At 34.2% G+C, this 19,393-nt stretch carries 16 protein-coding genes; 3 read left to right on the top strand and 13 right to left on the bottom strand.

Annotated elements, in window-relative coordinates; all coding sequences use genetic code 11:
- Positions 1-28 precede the first annotated feature (28 nt).
- From galU to tviB, 13 genes are all read right to left on the bottom strand, one after another.
- Positions 29-904, bottom strand: coding sequence for a UTP--glucose-1-phosphate uridylyltransferase GalU (gene galU, locus ACPF64_RS04590; protein ID WP_426455687.1), 876 nt, complete (start codon positions 902-904; stop codon positions 29-31).
- 11 nt (positions 905-915) lie between these two features.
- Positions 916-2,790: a polysaccharide biosynthesis protein gene (locus ACPF64_RS04585; protein ID WP_426455686.1), complete on the bottom strand. Its 1,875-nt coding sequence runs from the start codon at positions 2,788-2,790 to the stop codon at positions 916-918.
- Positions 2,791-2,931: 141 nt separating this feature from the next.
- Positions 2,932-4,107 carry a DegT/DnrJ/EryC1/StrS family aminotransferase gene (locus ACPF64_RS04580; RefSeq protein ID WP_426455685.1) on the bottom strand — a complete coding sequence of 392 codons (1,176 nt, stop codon included), beginning with the start codon at positions 4,105-4,107 and terminating at the stop codon, positions 2,932-2,934.
- 23 nt (positions 4,108-4,130) lie between these two features.
- The gene (locus ACPF64_RS04575; protein WP_426455684.1) at positions 4,131-4,790 is read right to left on the bottom strand and encodes an acetyltransferase; all 660 of its coding nucleotides are present in this window, start codon (positions 4,788-4,790) and stop codon (positions 4,131-4,133) included.
- On the bottom strand, positions 4,787-5,395 hold the full coding sequence (locus ACPF64_RS04570) for a sugar transferase (protein WP_426455683.1): 609 nt from the start codon (positions 5,393-5,395) through the stop codon (positions 4,787-4,789). The genes ACPF64_RS04575 and ACPF64_RS04570 overlap by 4 nt, the downstream gene beginning before the upstream one ends.
- A gap of 1 nt (position 5,396) precedes the next feature.
- Positions 5,397-6,530, bottom strand: a complete 1,134-nt coding sequence (locus ACPF64_RS04565; protein WP_426456102.1) for a glycosyltransferase family 4 protein — start codon at positions 6,528-6,530, stop codon at positions 5,397-5,399.
- Complete coding sequence (locus ACPF64_RS04560) at positions 6,527-7,627, bottom strand: O-antigen ligase family protein (RefSeq protein ID WP_426455682.1); 1,101 nt, start codon at positions 7,625-7,627, stop codon at positions 6,527-6,529. Before ACPF64_RS04560 ends, ACPF64_RS04565 begins: the two co-directional genes overlap by 4 nt.
- The gene (locus ACPF64_RS04555; RefSeq protein ID WP_426455681.1) at positions 7,628-8,896 is read right to left on the bottom strand and encodes a hypothetical protein; all 1,269 of its coding nucleotides are present in this window, start codon (positions 8,894-8,896) and stop codon (positions 7,628-7,630) included.
- Position 8,897: 1 nt separating this feature from the next.
- Positions 8,898-10,310 (bottom strand): lipopolysaccharide biosynthesis protein, encoded by a 1,413-nt coding sequence (locus ACPF64_RS04550; protein WP_426455680.1) that lies wholly within the window; start codon positions 10,308-10,310, stop codon positions 8,898-8,900.
- Between the two features lie 14 nt (positions 10,311-10,324).
- Positions 10,325-11,437 (bottom strand): glycosyltransferase, encoded by a 1,113-nt coding sequence (locus ACPF64_RS04545; RefSeq protein ID WP_426455679.1) that lies wholly within the window; start codon positions 11,435-11,437, stop codon positions 10,325-10,327.
- 157 nt (positions 11,438-11,594) lie between these two features.
- Positions 11,595-12,845, bottom strand: coding sequence for a UDP-N-acetyl-D-mannosamine dehydrogenase (gene wecC, locus ACPF64_RS04540; protein ID WP_426455678.1), 1,251 nt, complete (start codon positions 12,843-12,845; stop codon positions 11,595-11,597).
- 34 nt (positions 12,846-12,879) lie between these two features.
- Positions 12,880-14,004 (bottom strand): non-hydrolyzing UDP-N-acetylglucosamine 2-epimerase, encoded by a 1,125-nt coding sequence (gene wecB / locus ACPF64_RS04535; protein ID WP_426455677.1) that lies wholly within the window; start codon positions 14,002-14,004, stop codon positions 12,880-12,882.
- A gap of 13 nt (positions 14,005-14,017) precedes the next feature.
- Positions 14,018-15,292 carry a Vi polysaccharide biosynthesis UDP-N-acetylglucosamine C-6 dehydrogenase TviB gene (gene tviB / locus ACPF64_RS04530; RefSeq protein ID WP_426455676.1) on the bottom strand — a complete coding sequence of 425 codons (1,275 nt, stop codon included), beginning with the start codon at positions 15,290-15,292 and terminating at the stop codon, positions 14,018-14,020.
- Positions 15,293-15,647: 355 nt separating this feature from the next.
- On the opposite strand from tviB, the gene ACPF64_RS04525 reads away from it, so the two are divergent.
- Genes ACPF64_RS04525 through ACPF64_RS04515 form a run of 3 tightly spaced genes read left to right on the top strand, consistent with a single transcriptional unit; the run spans position 15,648 to position 19,368 of the window.
- Positions 15,648-16,733 carry a polysaccharide biosynthesis/export family protein gene (locus ACPF64_RS04525; RefSeq protein ID WP_426455675.1) on the top strand — a complete coding sequence of 362 codons (1,086 nt, stop codon included), beginning with the start codon at positions 15,648-15,650 and terminating at the stop codon, positions 16,731-16,733.
- Between the two features lie 5 nt (positions 16,734-16,738).
- Positions 16,739-17,173: a low molecular weight protein-tyrosine-phosphatase gene (locus ACPF64_RS04520; RefSeq protein ID WP_426455674.1), complete on the top strand. Its 435-nt coding sequence runs from the start codon at positions 16,739-16,741 to the stop codon at positions 17,171-17,173.
- Between the two features lie 11 nt (positions 17,174-17,184).
- Entirely contained in the window at positions 17,185-19,368 is a 2,184-nt protein-coding gene (locus ACPF64_RS04515; RefSeq protein ID WP_426455673.1) for a polysaccharide biosynthesis tyrosine autokinase, read from the top strand.
- Positions 19,369-19,393: the final 25 nt, after the last annotated feature.

Raw genomic sequence — 19,393 nt, 5'->3', positions numbered from 1 at the left:
ACAAATGCTTAAGCAGAACTACAAAACTTTATAATTTAAGTTCTTGAATCAGCTGTTTAAATTCCAATCCTAACTTAGGGTGTGCAACACCATAGTGTAGTACAGCTTTCAAATAGCCAAGCTTGCTACCACAGTCAAAAGTTTGGCCTTGCATCCGGTAGGCTTCAACGGTATCAGTTTCTTGAAGCATCGCAATAGCATCAGTTAACTGTATTTCATTGCCCGCACCTTTGGGTGTATTTTCCAAAAGCTGCATAATCTTAGCAGGTAAAATATAACGCCCCACCACGGATAAATTAGAAGGCGCAGAACCTATAGCAGGCTTTTCGATAATTCCCTGCATAGCAATACTTTCACCCTCATTCGGGCTCTGCTTCACATCAACAATTCCATATTGATCTACAAGATGATCTGGTACTGCCTCAACCATGATTTGAGCAGCTTGACTTGCTTCATAGCGTGAAATCATACGCGATAGATCATTTTTCCCTGAGTTATCTTGAACCAATACATCTGGCAATAACACAGCAAAATCATCTTGCCCAACAATACTTTTTGCACATAAAACAGCATGCCCCAAACCCAAAGGTTGAGGCTGCCTTACACTTACCACACTCACATGAGATGGAATAATCTGTGTAATTTCTTCAAGTAAATCGAACTTTTTCTTTTGCTCTAGAGTCGTTTCTAGTTCAAAGTTTCGATCAAAATAATTTTCAATTGATGCCTTAGATGAATGAGTGACCAAAATAATTTGCTCAATTCCAGCCTCTACAGCTTCACGCACTACATATTCAATTGCAGGACGATCTATCACTGTGACCATTTCTTTGGGAATTGACTTACTTGCTGGTAAAAAACGTGTACCTAATCCAGCTACCGGTAAAACTGCCTTTTTAATCACACATTCACTCTCTAATTAACCATAATATCTTTGCTACGTTTATAACCATCGACATAGTGTTCGAGTTGACAAAGAGCCCAATCAATATCTTTTTGAACCGCAGTCATATTATTAACCCGCTCAAAAACTTCTTGAATCTCTGTAAGAGGATAAAACTTTTCAAATGACCGAAGAATTCTACTGTGCTCGGTGTATTCAGTATTTTCTTGATCAATTAATAATTCTTCATAAAGTTTTTCACCTGGGCGTAATCCACTGTAGTGAATTGCGATATCCCCTTGCTCTGAGTCTTGTTCACGCACAGTTAAACCACTTAAAGAAATCATTTGTCGAGCTAAATCCTGAATACGGACAGGTTCACCCATATCAAGTAAAAAGACATCTCCACCTTTACCTAGGGCACCAGCTTGAATAACTAACTGAGATGCTTCAGGAATGGTCATGAAGTAGCGCGTTACATCTGGATGAGTCACAGTAATAGGACCACCTTTTGCAATCTGATTTTTAAATAAGGGAACTACAGAGCCTGAAGACCCTAATACATTACCAAAACGTACAATACTAATTTGAGTCCGTTGCTGGGCTTCAGCCATTGCCTGACAATAAAGTTCGGCCATGCGTTTTGATGCACCCATAACATTGGTTGGACGTACTGCTTTATCAGTCGAAATTAAAACGAATGTCTCAACACCCTTTTTCACAGCTGCATTTAAACTATTCGCTGTTCCAATCGCATTGTTCTTGAGGCCAGCAATAGGGTTACATTCTACTAAAGGTACATGTTTATAGGCAGCGGCATGATAAACCGTCTGTACACTATACTGCTCAATAATACGCTCTAATTTTTGTTGATCCTGAACAGTACCTAAAATTGGAACAATCTCACATTGAGCGCTTAGACGTAATTCTCTATCTATGCTGTAAAGAGCAAATTCCGTAATTTCATAAATGATCAACATTTTAGGTCGATTTTTAATAATTTGTCGACATAACTCTGAGCCAATAGAACCACCGGCACCAGTTACCATTACGATTTTATTATGAATATTTTTTGCAAGTAAATGATCTACAGGTGGTACTGGGTCACGTCCCAATAAATCAACAATGTCTACTTCACGAATATCAGCAACTTTTAGTTCACCATCAACTAGCTGAGTAAGGCCAGGAAGTTCAGTAATTTTGAGATGTGCAGGTTCTAACTGTTGAATAATTTCACTTTTGCGTACGCGACCTACTGAAGGTAATGCTAATAAAATTTCATCAGTTTTATATTTTTCAAACCGTTGTAAAGCTTTTTCTAAAGATAGTACTTTTAAACCACCAACCATATGGTCTTGCAAAGAACTATTATCATCAATGAAGAAGACAGGTAAATGGTTGCCTGAACGATAAAGCACAGCTGCAATTTGCTGACCAGCATCACCTGCACCATAAATTGCTATACGCTTTCTCTCTTCCCCTGTGAGTAATGCAGACTTTACAATAAATCGGATAAATGCACGGCTACACCAAACCCAACTAAACATTAAGAAACCAAACATCAATGGAATGGATGTTGGAACAAAAGCTGCCGAGAACGCATTTAGGCCATATAAAACAACTACCATCAATGCAACAGCAAGCGCTAATTTTGCAATAAAGGCTTCGTTAAAAGTACGAACAATAAAGCGATATACCCCAGTTACCATTAAACTTAAAATAGCAACGATAGTAACGATCGCTACTCCATAGTTAATCCCTGGGATAACTTCAGCACCTAAATCAAACAGTCGAATGGCATAACATAGCCACAAAATAACAGGAAACGCAAAAAGGTCTACAAGAACCAAAAAACATTGTTTGGCGAGTCTTGGGGCAGACGCAAACTGATAAATAATCTTTTTCACAATACTCTTCTATTCGTTTTAGTAACCGTGCGATAGTTATACTCATTTCTTATTTAACTAGAAATGAATTTTACGCAGCGGTTACATAACTTTAAATCAGATCATAATTCAAAAGAAAGCTATGCGAATAGCTTCACATTTTTATGATTGTATAGCCCTACTAACAGCATTAATTGCAATAATTGTTTTTTCTATACTGTCTGGACTCAAAGTCGGATGCACCAAAAACATTAAGCTTGTTTCACCTAATTGCTGCGCATTTTCCAAACGTTTTTCTGGACGCCATGGGGTATTATCAAATGCATGCTCTAAATAAACTTCTGAACAAGAGCCACTAAAGCAAGGGACGCCTTGCGCATTAATTTCTTGCATTATACGATCACGTGACCAACCCTCTGGTAACGCCTCTAAATTTACTTGCACATAACATTTATAATGCGCATGAACATACTCATCTGAAGGGATATGAACGTTAAAGTAAGGAGAATTTTCAAACGCTTTTAAAATCTTTTCTGCATTTTCAGTACGCTTTTGTGTCCATTCAGTCATACGTGTTAACTGAATTCGACCAATAACTGCTTGCATTTCCATCATGCGCCAGTTGGTACCAAATGAGTCATGCAACCAGCGGAAACCTGGAGGGTGTTGTTTATTATAAATACTGTCATAGCTTTTACCATGGTCTTTATATGACCACATTTTTTTCCAAAGCTCTTCATCATTTGTGGTGACCATACCGCCCTCACCACCAGTTGTCATAATTTTATCTTGGCAAAAAGACCAAGCAGAGATATGACCGATTGACCCAGCAGCTTTACCTTTATATTTTGCACCATGAGCCTGTGCGCAATCTTCAATAACATAGATACCACGCTCAGCAGCAAGTTGCATAATCGGATCCATATCACACATCCAACCCGCCAAATGCACACAAATAATCGCTTTAGTATTTGGTGTAATTACAGCTTCAATCGTACGACGTGAAATATTCTGAGAGTCCAACTCTACATCTGCAAAAACAGGATTAGCACCCGCCGTTACAATAGAACTTGCTGAAGCAAGAAAAGTACGAGACGTCACAATAACATCATCACCTGCGCCAATGTTTAAAGCTTTTAATGCAACATCCAATGCAACAGTTCCGTTTGCCAAAGCTACCGCATATTTTGTACCAGAAAAATCGGCAAATTCTTTTTCAAAAATTCTACATTCTTGTCCGGTCCAATAATTTACTTTATTTGATAGTAATACATTTTTGACTGCGTCAGCTTCTTCTGTTGTAAAACTTGGCCATGGTTCAAATGCAGTGTTTAACATTCTGATTTCCTAATAAAAAATTTTTACTTTCTTTCTAAAATTCTTGCAGGGTTACCTACAACGGTTACACCTGGTGGTACACTTTTAGTCACTACAGCACCCATTCCAACGATAGCACCTTTACCAATCACTAAAGGCCTATCAGGTGTACCTTGCTTTATTAATGCTCCAGCACCAATGTAAGCATGATCTTCAATACGAATATTACCATTACACTTAACACCCGGTGCAAAAGTTACATAGTCACCAATCACGCAATCATGCTCAACATAGCTGTATAAATTAGCATGAAAACATTTACCGATTTTTATATTTGATGTAATTGAAACGAAAGGACTCAAAGCAGCACCTTCACTCATTTCAACATTATCCATAATTACTGTATTATCAGCTTGTACCGACCAAAGCTTAATACCATCAGCAACCAACTGATTTGCAATTTTTTCACGAATTTGACTATTCGCAATAGCAATTAATACATATTTATTAGAGCACTCTATTGATTTAAATATTTGATAGTTTAAAGCTGTATGTCCGTTTACTATTTTTTCTTCTTGTAAACTATCATCAATAAAATAAATTTCAGCTGAAATGCCCTGACGTTGAAGCTGTTGCCTTGCAACCGGCATCAAACTACGACCACAGCCTGAAGCGCCATAAATAGCGTAGATCTTCTTACTCATTTATCTGCTTCCGACTTTGAACCAGTAAACTTGGTCATCGTGGCTTCACCCGCTTCATTAATATCATCTTTAGCGATTACTTTTTTAACGGTTTGGAGCATTATTTTAAAATCTAACCAAAGCGATCTGTTTTCAACATACCATGTATCAAGCTTAAATTTTTCTTCCCAGCCTATTGCATTACGCCCATTGACTTGAGCATGGCCAGTCATTCCAGGACGTACTTTATGACGTTTCGCCTGCTCTTTGTTGTAAAGCGGTAAATATTCCATAAGCAAGGGCCGTGGGCCAACAATACTCATATCTCCTTTAATTACATTCCAAAGTTCTGGCATTTCATCAAGGCTTGTAGAACGTAACATTTTACCAAAGGCAGTTAAACGTTCACTGTCTGGTAAAGGATTACCCTGAGCATCTGTTGCATCTTTCATCGTTCGAAACTTAATCATTTCAAATGCTTTACCATGTAGACCTGGACGGACTTGACGAAACAAGACTGGAGAGCCTAGATTCTTTTTTACCTTATAAGCAACATAGAGGTATAACGGTGAAAGTAGAATTAAAGCAATAGTTGCAATAATAATATCCACAAAACGTTTTAACATTTTATAGTCCTAAGATATCCATCAGTTTTTGATTCACTTTATTAGCATCAAATTTCTCAATTGCTATTTTATGACTAGCTTCACCCATTATTTGAGTTTTTTCTGGATGCTCGATAAAGTAAATCATTTTCTCAGCTAACATTTCAGGGTTCCATCGAGGTACAATAAAACCATTAACTTCATCTAAAACCGTTTCACGACAGCCTGGCACATCTGTAGTAATTACTGCCCGTCCAATTGCCATCGCTTCTTGTGTACTTCTTGGTACACCTTCCCTATAAGAAGGCAAAACAAAAACATCACTTTTTACGATCCATTCTTGAATATTGTCAACATGCCCAGGATATTCAATTATTCCAGCTTGTTTTAAATTACTAACTTCTTCTTCAGATAAAGCACCTAAATTACTCTTATCAACAGCACCTAATACTGTAAATTTAGTATTGGGATATTTTTGTTTTACCAACTTAATAGCTGCAATAAAATCATGAATGCCCTTTTCTTTTAACAAACGACCTATAAATAAAAAATTAAGGTTGACTGGTACTTTAGAAATAGGTCTATAAGGATAACTTTCTAAATTTAAACCAATCCCACCTAAAATATTAACTGCTTTTACAGGAAGGTTATGCTTTTCTAAAAGATCAACAGGGTCATCAGGATTAAGGAAAACAAGCTGATCAAGACAAGGCAGGGCAATTCTATATAAAAACACCTGAATATTACGTATAAGTTTAGTTTTAGGTGATAAACCTTCAGGCTGCTCAGTAAAGGTATAACCTAAACCTTCTAACATACCAATAATTTTAGGTACTTTCGCCCACTTAGCAGCCAATGAACCAAAAATTACAGGCTTAGTAAAATAAGAAAATACTAAATTTGGTGAAATTTCTTTAATTTTTTTTGCGAGTAAGTATGTTGCTTTAATATCTGCTAATGGATTTAAGCCACCTCTATTCAAGTCATAAGTTACAGGAATAGCACCTAGGTTTTCTATCTTCCGTAAATCAGCTTCTGAATATTCTGAGGTAAAGGCATATACAACATGACCTTTTTTATATAATTCGCGAATTAAGTCTGCCCGAAAGCCATAAAAGCTACTAGCTACGGTACCTATTAAAACAATCTGCACTATATTGATCCCTTTTTATATTTATTCAGTAGAGACATCTGATAAAAACAAGCTAATAAAATCCAGAAAATTACTGTCCGAGCACCAAAAGTTGAGAAACTATACATTAAGGGCACTAAAAATAGTATTTTTTGATAAATATTTAAATTCTTAAAAATATTTATTAAAAAAAACAAGAATAAAGATATACCTATTATACCGTAATAAAAAAAGATACCAGCCCAAGTTGAATGAATCTCAACTGGGGAGTTGAATCTCATATCCAACCCTTGCCCAGCACCAAATAGTAGATATTCTTTAAAGTTAAGAATACGTGTATAGCCGCGTACGTCCGACTGCTCGCCGATATCAGCTTCAGAAAATCTCTCAACAACAGACTGAACATAACTAATTTGTAACAAATACTCTGAAGAAATCATTAAAACTAAAGAAACAACAAGCACTAAGCTCATAAAAACTAAAACTGAGTTTTTATTTCCGCGCCAATACAAAAATAATAAACTAGAAACCAGCATAAAAACACCCAAAATAGCAGAGCGAGATTGAGTAAAAAGTATTAATGCAAGTGCAAAAAACAAAGTTAAAGAAAATAAATAAATATTTTTTATATATAAGCAGGCTATCGTAGTAACGCATAAAACAAAGAAAGCCATTTGGTTCGGATCATTAAAATAACCATTATAACGAGGATAATATTTATACTCTCCCAACCCAAAAAACCACACGGAGAATAACATGATTAAAATAGTGAAAACAAAGTATGGGACTTTTTCTATTATATTACTATTTGCTTCTTTTAAAAAAGTAACCAATGAAAACATTATTAATAAATCAAAAGTTAAGTTTAAAGGATAACTGAAAAAACTAGTATCTTGATAATACAATGAATAAACCAAATTCACTATAAGTACATATGCAAAAAAAGGCATAGTCATTAAAAATAATTTTTTCTCAACATAAAATCCTTTCTTATATATTAAGAAAAAAAATACAAATAAAAGCAAGAAAAAATGGGAGGGCTGTAGACTTCCACTTGAAAATATATAAAAAGGTGTAGTGAATATACCTAACAAAAGGAAAGTTTTTGAAATCCCATTCATTTAACCACCTACTTTCTTACTTTCAATAAACTGATAAATTTTATTAACTTGACTATTCCTACCTGCAATTTCTTCAATAAATTTTATATTTTGGCTATATTCTTGATCATTTTTTTTATATTTATCAATATATCCAGCAAACTCATTTAACTTAACTAAAAGTCCTGTTGATTTTAATAATTGAACAGATTCAAAATTATCTTGCGGACCTACATTAATTATTGGCTTACCTAGTGCAATTAACTCGAATATTTTCCCAGGTATAACACCTTTTGCATCACTTTCACCTGATTCCAAAAATAAATTAAAATCACTTGCCTTTAAAACACCAAACATTTCATTTCGTGGCAATGGATCATGAAAAAAACAATATGAATTTGCATTATTTATATCCACTAACTCTTTAAGGTTGGCCAGATAATAACCAAAAAAATGGATATGAATTTTATCCTCTAAATTATGTTTTTTAATAATTTGAAAAAGAGCTGTAGGGTCACGGCGATTCTTATAAATGTTACCAGCATATACTATATTTATTTTATTTTTATCTAAAAATAAATCTTCCTTCTTTATAATATCATCATATTCTTCAGGAACGAATCCATTTCTAACCAAAAGCACATCTTTATTATGAAAATTACGCATCTGATCAGATAAATCTTCTGATACCGTTGTTATTAAATCAGCTTTCGATAAAAACTTTTTTTCAAAAAAAGTATCAATTTTTTTTGAAAAAAAGTTATATTCTACCAAATGGTTTAATGTCCACAAATCTCTAAAATCAGCAATCCATAAAGTTTCTTTATTTTGACATTTGATATACCACCCCAACCAAGTTACACATGCTGGCAAACTTGAAGTCAATAGAACATCATATTTAACATCACTATTTTTAATATACTCAATAGAATTATACGCCCATACTGTCCTATAATCGAATAATTGACCAGTAAATTTCACCAAAATAGATTTAATTTTTTTTAAAAAATCACGTCTATTATTCATAAAAGAATTGGTATCAACTACATCATTTTTTTTATTATTACTCTTATTTTTAAAATTACTGGGTATTTCTATAAAATTAGCTTTATCTTTTAATTTATTATATTTTTCAAAATCCTTGATAGGACCATCTACAGCACGTTTTTTTGATGTAAGAACATCTACGTGATATCCTTTAGCACAAAAGAAATCAATAAAATGATTAATCCTCTGTGATGAAATTAAATCTAAGGGAGCAACATCATATGCAACAATCAAAATTTTCATATTAAAATCCTTTCCTGAGTTGCATTACAACTTTTTTAAGTGTATGCCAGAAAATAAAAAAACCTGCTATTAACAATAAAAACCATACCAAAATAAAGCCAACTAAATAATCTTTTAAAAAAAACATACTCGTAATTGAAGTAAAAATTAATATACCTGTCACTATATAAGCTTTTTTCACGGGGATTTTACGCCAAACCAATTTGGAAAATTCAGTTCTTAAAATAAAAAAGAACCAAAATGCCACAGCAGTTGAGGCAGTAGCTCCTATTGCACCATACTTTAAAACAAGAAAGTAATTTCCTAATAAATTTATAAGCATAGCAGAAATAGAAGCAAGCATAGACAATTTAGTTTTTCTAACCAAAGTAATACCTACTGCCGTTGTTTCAGATAAAGTATACAATAATGGTCCTAGTAGGCAGGAAGTAATTAAAAATTGTATTATTTGATAATCCTGTGGTAATAACAATGGAATAATCCATGAAAATAATCCTGAAATAACGATGATAAAGTAAATAATAGTCAAGATTATTTCTGAAATATAATCTATTTTATCTATATCAACTAAATTTTCACTTTCCCACTTATACACCATTGGAGCCCAAATCGTATTAAAAACACTTGACAAGATTGCTGCAACTGCAGCAATACTCATTGCAACAGAGTAAACACCTAACTCCGAATAACTAGACATTGTTCGAAGAAAAAGTCTATCCATTACATTTAACCCCCAGAAAGCTAATCCACCAATGACTAAGGGCAAACCAAATGCGAATAATTTTTTCAATTGCTCTTTATCAAGAGAATTATTTAAAAATGCACACCAATCCTCTCGTGTATTCCAAGAAAAAATAATGAATACACAAATTATTGATAAAATATTAGCTGTAATTAAATTAAATGTATCTCTTGAAAAACCCATCCACACAGTTATTAGTATAAAAACTAAAAATAATATCTTAGGCAACAATTGACTCATTGAAAAAGCTATAGCTCTTTCCTGCATTCTGATTACTAAAGACAAAAATCTAGTTATCAAGGCAACAATAAAACAAATTATAGTTATTAAGCTTAAATATAAATCAGATATTCCATATAACCATTTTGAAATAAGATTAGAATCATATAAAAATATAGTAGCGAGAAATATAGTACCAAGAAAAACACCAGGTAATAATGTTGATTTTAATAGTAGTATTTTTTGTTCCGATCTATGGTATTCTCTCACATATGCCTGATCCAAGCCCAAACAAAATAACATTACAAAAAAGCTAGTGAAAATTTGTAGCATAGAAACGCGCCCAACATCTTCAACAGAGTAATACCATGTAATAACTGGCAATGTTACAAAACCTAAGATGCTAGCACCTACTGGACCAATAGCGTAACCTGCTAGTTTCTTAATATCCATAGCTCTTTCTACAATTAACTTTTAAAAACTATTTTATCCCAAATTGGTAAATTTCTTTCCCAACTGGACTCATTTTTTATAAATGCTCTAATATTCTGAGTATTTTCTAAAGAATTGGTAGCATTTGCATTAATCAACTCGACAAGTTTTATTCCAACCTCTTCTTTCTCCTCAATCAGAATCATTTTTGGATTTAATTCCATTATTTTTTCATATGGTAACCACGCACCAGTCAATATCCAGCCGCCAGCATATAATGTTTCTTGCATTGATCCACTAAATTGATCTGTAGGTTGTATATTAATTAAAATATCTGTTATTTTTCTTAATTTTGCTACCTCATCAAAATTATAAAATTTATCTAAAATTGTATATTTTATATTTATATTTTCATTTAAAATATTTTCAATTAATTTTTTATTTTCTTTATTTCCATACCCCATAGGGAATATTAAATGAATTTGATCCAATATATCATTTTCAAACTTGACAATTTGACTTGCTATTAATTCCTGTTGGTGTGCTAAACTTGCATTATAACCAACGGCTATTTTAATTTTATTCTCAGGCACATTAAAGCCACCACACAATTGAGCCTTTTCACAGTTTTCTAAATTATCTATTTTATCAAGTACAGGAAGTCCAAATCTCGCGACCGCTAATTGAGTACGAATATATGATTTTCTTTTAGTGAACAACTCCTTAGTTTTAGGATTTGTAAAAACAATAATATCTGATTTTTTATATATAATATCTTGAAGAAATTTCTTGACTATTGAAGTCACACGATAAAAGTCACTCCCCCATACTACTGAAACAATTCTCTTTGTTTTATGTTTTAATTGAAATATATAAGGAGCTAAAAAAAAATAAATAAAATGAATAACGATAACATCATAATCACTATCTATTTTATCTATAATTTCTGTTCTAAATTTATAAAAATTCTTCAGAGAAGAAAAACTAAGACCTAATTGAACGTGAAAATTTTTCTGAATCCTAACTTCATTATTATTCTCCTTACCATAAGAAATGAGATCTACCAACACACCACGTTTATGATATTGAGTTATAAAGTCTTTGACAAAGGCAGAATCACCATCTCCTATAACAAGCATTTTTTGCATTATTTCACCAAAAATTAAAATCTACTCAGAACATTGATTCGAATATATGATAAGGGCCATCACACCCTTATCCCACGACAAAAAACTTAACTATCCCATAGTATTTCATAATTCATATTATGGGACGAGTATGATAATCTCAATACAAAAAATATTATTAGGATTTAACACTAACAACCCACTTTTTCCCAGCCGTGTCTAACACCCTAAATTCTTTATGCGCGACAAGTAATACTGCTATCTCTGCTGAATCTGCCTGTTCTATAGAATTAAGTTGAATATTTTCAGATACACTCTCGGGTAACGCTAGAATATTCGGTTCTACTGCAAGAATATTTAAACCTTGTTCTGCCAATTTCTTAGTGATCTCTAATGCTGGACTCTCACGAAGATCATCAATATCAGGTTTAAAAGCCAAGCCATAGCAAGCAATAGTTACATCTTGAATTGTCTTATTTGGATTCGCTTGTAAAAATTCGGCAATTTTAATTTTAACTTGATCGATAACCCATTCAGGTTTTGCATCATTTACTTCACGTGCGGTACGAATCAACCGCGCTTGCTCTGGTGTTTTAGCAACAATAAACCATGGATCAACAGCAATACAGTGCCCACCCACACCTGGACCTGGTTGTAAAATATTTACTCGAGGATGACGATTTGCTAGAGATATTAACTCCCAAACATTAATATCCAACTTATCACAAATAATAGAAAGCTCATTTGCAAAAGCAATATTAACATCTCGGAAAGAGTTTTCTGTTAATTTACACATTTCTGCGGTGCGTGCATTTGTTTCTATACATTCACCTTTGACAAAAGTTTTGTATAGCTCACAGGCTGCTTTTGAACAACGCGGTGTCATACCACCGATAATACGGTCATTGCTAATCAGCTCTTGCAAAACCTTACCTGGTAATACTCGTTCCGGGCAGTGGGCTACCAAAATATCTGCTTCTTCACCTTTTTGCTGAGGAAAACTTAAATCTGGACGTGCTTCACTCAACCATGCTGCCATTTGTTCCGTGGCTTCCACAGGGGAGGTAGATTCAAGAATAACAAGATTACCTTTTTTCAAAAAAGGGGCTAAAGCTTTGGAAGCTGCTTCAATATATTTTAGATCAGGCTGATAATCATCTTTAAAAGGAGTAGGAACTGCAACTATATATGCATCTGCTTCTAATGGTGTAGTTTGAGCAGACAACTTTCCTTGTGCAACAACATCACGTACCAATGCATCTAAATCAGGTTCAACAATGTGGACTTTTCCTTGGTTAATCATATCTACAGCATGTTGGTTAACATCCACACCCGTAACTTTTATTCCATGTGCAGAAAAAGTTGCTGCTGTTGGTAAACCAATATAACCTAAACCTATAACGCAGATATGTTTAAATGACTTATTCATATTCAATACTTTAAATTAAAATAATAAAAATAAATTAATTTCTTTTTAAGAAATCAATAATTTGCTGACAAGAGGTGCCATCACCGTAAGGATTATGTGCGGCAGCCATAGCATTATATAGTGAGGTATTTTCCAATAACTCCGACACTGATTTTTCAATTGTACTCACATCAGTACCAACTAAACGTACAGTGCCTGCATCAACAGCTTCTGGTCGTTCAGTAGTATCACGCATAACCAAAACAGGTTTTCCAAGCGAAGGAGCCTCTTCTTGGATACCACCTGAGTCAGTCAGAATAAGATAACTGCGGTTCATTAAATATACAAATGGCAAATAATCTTGGGGTTGAATTAAAAAGATATTATCTATACCTGATAGCAATTCATTTACAGGCTTTTGCACATTAGGATTCAAATGAACGGGGTATACAATTTGAATATCACTATATTTTTTTGCAAGATTAGCTAATGCAGTACAAATATTTAAAAAACCTTGACCAAAGTTTTCGCGTCTATGGCCTGTAACTAAAACTAGCTTTTTACTTTTATCAAGAAATTTAAATTCTTGCTCGAACTTCTGAATTAAATCTTCATCTTGTTCAACTTTATCTTTCACTTGTAATAGTGCATCAATAACTGTGTTTCCAGTCACAATAATTGTTTCTGGATTAACATTTTCTTTAATTAAATTTTGATAAGAAGAGTTCGTAGGCGCAAAATGATAATTTGCCAAAACACCTGTAAGTTGGCGGTTCGCTTCTTCGGGCCATGGAGAGTAAAGATCGCCCGTTCTTAAGCCAGCCTCAACATGCCCAATTTTAATTTTATGATAATAGCCAGCCAATGTAGCGGCAAATGTAGTAGCCGTATCACCATGAACTAAAATAATATCTGGCTTCCATTGTTCAAAAACTTGCTCCAAGCCTTTGAGTACTCCTGAAGTAACATCAGATAATGTTTGTCCTGGCTTCATTAGATTTAAATCAAAATCGGGTTTTAAATTAAAGAGCTCTAAAACTTGATCCAGCATTTGACGATGTTGCCCAGTTACACAAACTTTGGTTTCGAAGTCTTCAATATTTTGCTGTAACTTTAAGGCCAATGGCGCCATTTTTATTGCTTCTGGTCTTGTTCCAAATACCAATAAAACTCTTTTCACCTGAACTAATTCCTTATAAACGTATCGATGATTCTTGTTGATCTAATACATATTTCAAATCATAAAGTACATGATTGGTTTTACCTAACGCGTGAAACTCTTCTGCGGTCATTGCCTTAAACTGATCGTGAGCAACAGCAATAACGACCGCATCATACACACCTTGCTTCAATTCTTTAACTGGCGCTAAACCATATTCGTGTTGGACTTCTGTATCATCTACCCACGGATCACAAATATCTAAATCTAAGTCGTACTCTTTAAGGGCTTTAATAAAGTCAATAATTTTTGTATTACGAATATCTGGACAGTTTTCTTTAAAACTAAGGCCCATTACTAAAATACGAGCACCAACAACCTGAATACGCCGTTTTACCATTTCTTTAATGAGTTGAGTCGCCACATACTCCCCCATACGATCATTTAAACGACGAGCTGCTAAAATAATTTCTGGGTGCAACCCAATAGATTGGGCTTTATGAGTTAAATAATATGGGTCGACTCCGATACAGTGCCCACCGACTAAACCTGGGCGGAATGGTAAGAAATTCCACTTGGTTCCTGCAGCCTTAAGTACATCTTCTGTATCTATACCCAATTTATTAAAAATAAGGGCTAATTCATTAATAAGAGCAATATTGACATCACGTTGAGTGTTTTCAATAACTTTAGCAGCTTCTGCTACTTTTATATTCGGTGCCTTATGAGTTCCTGCTTCAATAATCAGGTTATATACTTCATCAACATAATCAGCCACTTCAGGAGTCGAACCTGAAGTGATTTTTAAAATGTTAGTTACACGATGCAACTTATCGCCAGGATTAATTCGTTCAGGGCTATAGCCTGCAAAAAAATCTTGGTTAAATTTCAAACCTGAAACTTTTTCCAAAACAGGTATACATACCTCTTCTGTTGCACCCGGATACACAGTAGATTCATAAACGATAACATCCCCCTTTTTAAGCACTTGACCAATACTAGTTGATGCTTTAATTAAAGGGGTGAGATCTGGTTGTTTAAAGTCATCAATTGGTGTTGGAACGGTTACAATAAAAAAGTTACTGTCTTTTAAATCGTTCAAGTCAGCGGTATAGCTTAATTGCACCGCCTGTTTTAATTCTTGTGGCGACACTTCTAAGGTATGATCCTTATCGCTTTTGAGCTCATCAATACGTTTTTGATAAATATCAAAACCAACTACGGGTACTTTTTTCCCAAACTCAACTGCCAATGGCAAGCCTACATAGCCCAACCCAATAATTGCTATTTTTAAATTGGCAATTTGCATATAAACGAGCCTTTTTCCTTAGAGTTTATATCTAATAAATCATGCTTTTGGCACTTACAATGCAGCGTACTATATCAGATTTTAAGTGAGCTCCGCATACCAATTGTATAAATGTGTTTACTACACTTAGAAGTAGAATTTATTAGTTTAGCTAAAATAGTACATTTTTAATATTTCTGATAAGTGACTATAGTCTAAATGGGCAGTTCAGATAAACTAAACATACAAAGCTATACGATTTTTCGATGTTTTTTGGTTTCTTTTCAGCTAGAATCTCTTCAGCCTGCGTTTAATAGACACTTGTTACTATGCAGTGGACAATATCAATTAAAGATAAATACACAAAGGGTCGCGTGTGAAGTATTGCCAGTTTTTTTCTGTTCTTGCCTTGAGTCTAAGTGCTGCCAGCTGTGCGGTTACTTCTGGTTTACAAACTTATGATGTTCCAAATGAAGGTATGTATAAAACAGACCTCGGAACTACAGTTAACGTGGTTAAAATTTCTCAAGAAACTCTACCAGCAATTCAACCAGCTCAAATTGACTATCAACGCGACTACGCATCTTTATTTAAAAATCAACAACCTATATATCGATTAAGCCCTGGAGATGTGCTCTCGATTCAACTTTGGGCATACCCTGAAATTTCTGGTAATACCTCTACTGATCCTAAAGTAAATGGTTATACTATCGATCAAAATGGATATATTCAATTACCATTGGTTGAACGATATAAAGCTGCAGGAAAGACAGTAGCTCAAGTTAATAAGGAATTACGTAATAAGTATTCTCAATTTTTAAAAACACCAGATGTTGTTGTACGTGTACTATCTTATGAGGGTCAACGATTCTCTGTTCAAGGTAGTGTTACTAAAGGTGGTCAGTTTTATTTAAGTGATCAACCAGTAAGTATTTACACAGCACTAGGTATGGCTGGTGGATTATCTACAACTGGAGACAACACCTACATTCAACTCATTCGAAACGGCGTAACATATAATTTAAATACAATTGAGTTAGAAAGAGCAGGCTATTCATTACATAAGCTGTTGGTTCAAGCTAATGATACAATTTACGTAAGTAATCGAGAAAATCAGAAAATTTATGTTATGGGCGAAGCTGGCAAAAATCAGGCAATTCCTATGCGCGATCAAGGCATGACTTTAACTGACGCATTAGGTGAAAGCTTAGGGATTAACCCGAACTCAGCAAGTGCTAGTCGAATTTATGTATTACGTACAAATCCAAATGACCGAACAACTGAACTCTATCATTTAAACTTAATGAGTATTGGTGACTTTGGTTTAGCCAATCAATTTAAATTGCGCAGTAATGATATTGTGTATGTTGATGCGACTGGCTTGACTCGTTGGCAACGTATTATTAATCAAATTGTTCCTTTCTCAAATGCAATTTATAGTTTTGATCGTTTGGGACAATAGTTTATATGCACTTTAAAAATATTCTCGTAGTTTGTATAGGAAATATCTGTCGTAGTCCTATGGCAGAGTATTTCTTAAAACAGCAACATCCACAGTTAAATATTGAGTCGGCTGGTATATCAGGGCTTATTGGTCATCAAGCTGATGAAAAAGCCCGACTTTGTATGCAACGATTAGGTATTGATATGCAACCACATGTTGCACGTAAACTTAGTGCTGAACATATTAAAAAAGCTGATCTGATTTTGGTTATGAGTCATAACCAACAAAAACATATTGAACAAACATGGCCCTTTGCAAAAGGTAAAATCTATCGATTGGGTCATTGGCAAAACAAAAATGTGCCTGACCCCTACCAGCATGATCAAGCTTTTTTTGATGAAACTTGCCAACTCATTCAGCAATGCGCGGCTGACTGGAAATCTCATTTTAACGTTTAGATTTTAAGCTTATGAACCCAAAAACTAATACTGAAGATACAATTGATTTAAAAGAATTGTTTTTCTCATTGATCGCACAATGGAAACTTGTTGCTTTATGTACTATTTTGAGTTTGGTATGTGCTTTACTCTATTTACGTGCAACACCAGATATTTACTCAGTTGATGCTTTGGTTCAAGTAGAAGATAGTAAAGGAGCTTCTGCAGCATTATTGGGTGATCTATCTAACATGATGGAACAGAAGTCTCCGGCACAAGCAGAAATTGAAATTCTGAAGTCTCGTTTGGTTTTAGGTTCTGTAATTAAAGATTTACATCTGAATATTCAAGTTTCTAGTACAGAAAACACCTTAACTCATCGCTTATTGACCAACCCTCAATACAAAACTGAATACAATAAAAATTTGGTTATTTTCAAAGATGGCATAAAAAGTTTTGAGATTCAAAAACTTGAAATTCCTTCTTATTATTTAAATAAAAATTTACATCTTAATTTTGATAAACAATCTTTACGTTTAACTGACCCTAATACTAAACAGACTATTTTAACTGTACCACTTAATCAGTTAAACCAAGTTTCTGGGCCCCATGGGACTTGGAAAGTTGCTATTTTTACAAAAGATCAACTTGATGCAACCTATAATATTAGAAATCTTTCTTTACCTGCAGCAGTAAATGCAATCAGTTTAAATTATTCAGTTGCAGAAAAAGGAAAACAAACAGGCATCCTTGGTCTAAATTATCAAGGTCAGGACAAAGAACATATTACTCAAGTCTTAAATGAAATTTTAACAGCTTATAGCGCACAAAATATCGAGCGAAGAACAACAGAAACTACCCAAACTTTAAAATTTCTTGATGAACAACTGCCAGATTTGAAAAAACAATTAGACGATGCTGAACGTCAATTTAACAAGTTTCGCCAACAATATAATACGGTTGATGTAACCAAAGAATCTGAGCTGTATTTAACTCAAAGTATTACTTTAGAAACGCGAAAAGCAGAGCTTGAACAAAAACAAGCTGAAATGGCATCTAAATATACTGCAGAACACCCAGCAATGCGTGAAATTAATGGTCAGATTACTGCTATTAACAAACAAATTGGTGAGTTAAATAATACGCTAAAACAATTACCAGATGTACAACGTCAATATTTACAACTCTACCGTGAAGTAGAGGTTAAAACTCAGCTTTATACGGCCCTGCTCAACTCTTACCAACAACTTCGTATTGCGAAAGCAGGAGAAATTGGAAATGTACGTATTGTTGATACCGCTGTTGAACCTATTGCTCCAATTAAGCCACAAAAATTTCTAGTTCTTATCTTATCAATATTTATTGGCGCATTTATTGGTATATTATTTGCCTTATTACGTAATATGTTACGTACGGGAATTAAAGATTCTAGCCAAATTGAAAACGAATTGGATTTACCAGTCTATGCAACTGTACCACGCTCTCCAATTCAAGAAAGTCGCGTTAAAATTTTAAAGAAGAAGAAAAATATTCCTATTCTGGCAGTTAAAAATAGTGATGATATTGCAATTGAGAGCTTACGTAGTATCCGTACTGCAATTCACTTTGCATTGGCGAGTGCGAAAAATAATATCATTATGATTGCAGGCCCGTCACCAGAAGTCGGTAAATCATTTATTTCGACGAACCTAGCAACGATTTTTGCACAAGGTGATAAACGTGTATTACTGATTGATGCCGACATGCGCCGCGGTTATATGCATAAGTACTTCGATGTTGATGTCAAACCAGGTCTTTCTGAATTATTGAGTGGACAAGCTGATCTACAAAAAGTATTGCACAAAACTCAAGTTGCTAACCTTGATGTGATTACACGTGGTAAGAGCCCAACAAATCCTTCAGAAATTTTAAGCTCAAACCAATTTAAAGAATTACTTGAACAGCTACAAAGTCAATATGACCACATCATTATTGATACTCCACCAGTACTTGCAGTAACCGATGGTATTATTATTTCGCAATATACTGGTGTGAACTTAATTGTTGCTCGCTATGCTAAGTCACAAATGAAAGAGCTTGAATTAACACTTAATCGCTTTGAACAAGCGGGTGTTAAAGTCAACGGCTTTATTCTCAATGACATTCAACGTGCTAGCGCGGGTTATGGTTACGGTTATAACTACGCCTATGCGTATAAAGCACAAAAAGAAGATTAATCGTAAAGTGAGAATTAAAACCGGA

The sequence above is a fragment of the Acinetobacter sp. KB005 genome (assembly GCF_049949095.1).
GTDB lineage: Bacteria > Pseudomonadota > Gammaproteobacteria > Pseudomonadales > Moraxellaceae > Acinetobacter > Acinetobacter calcoaceticus.
Note: the sequence above shows the minus strand (reverse complement) of the source record. Positions and strands in the feature narration are given on the sequence as shown.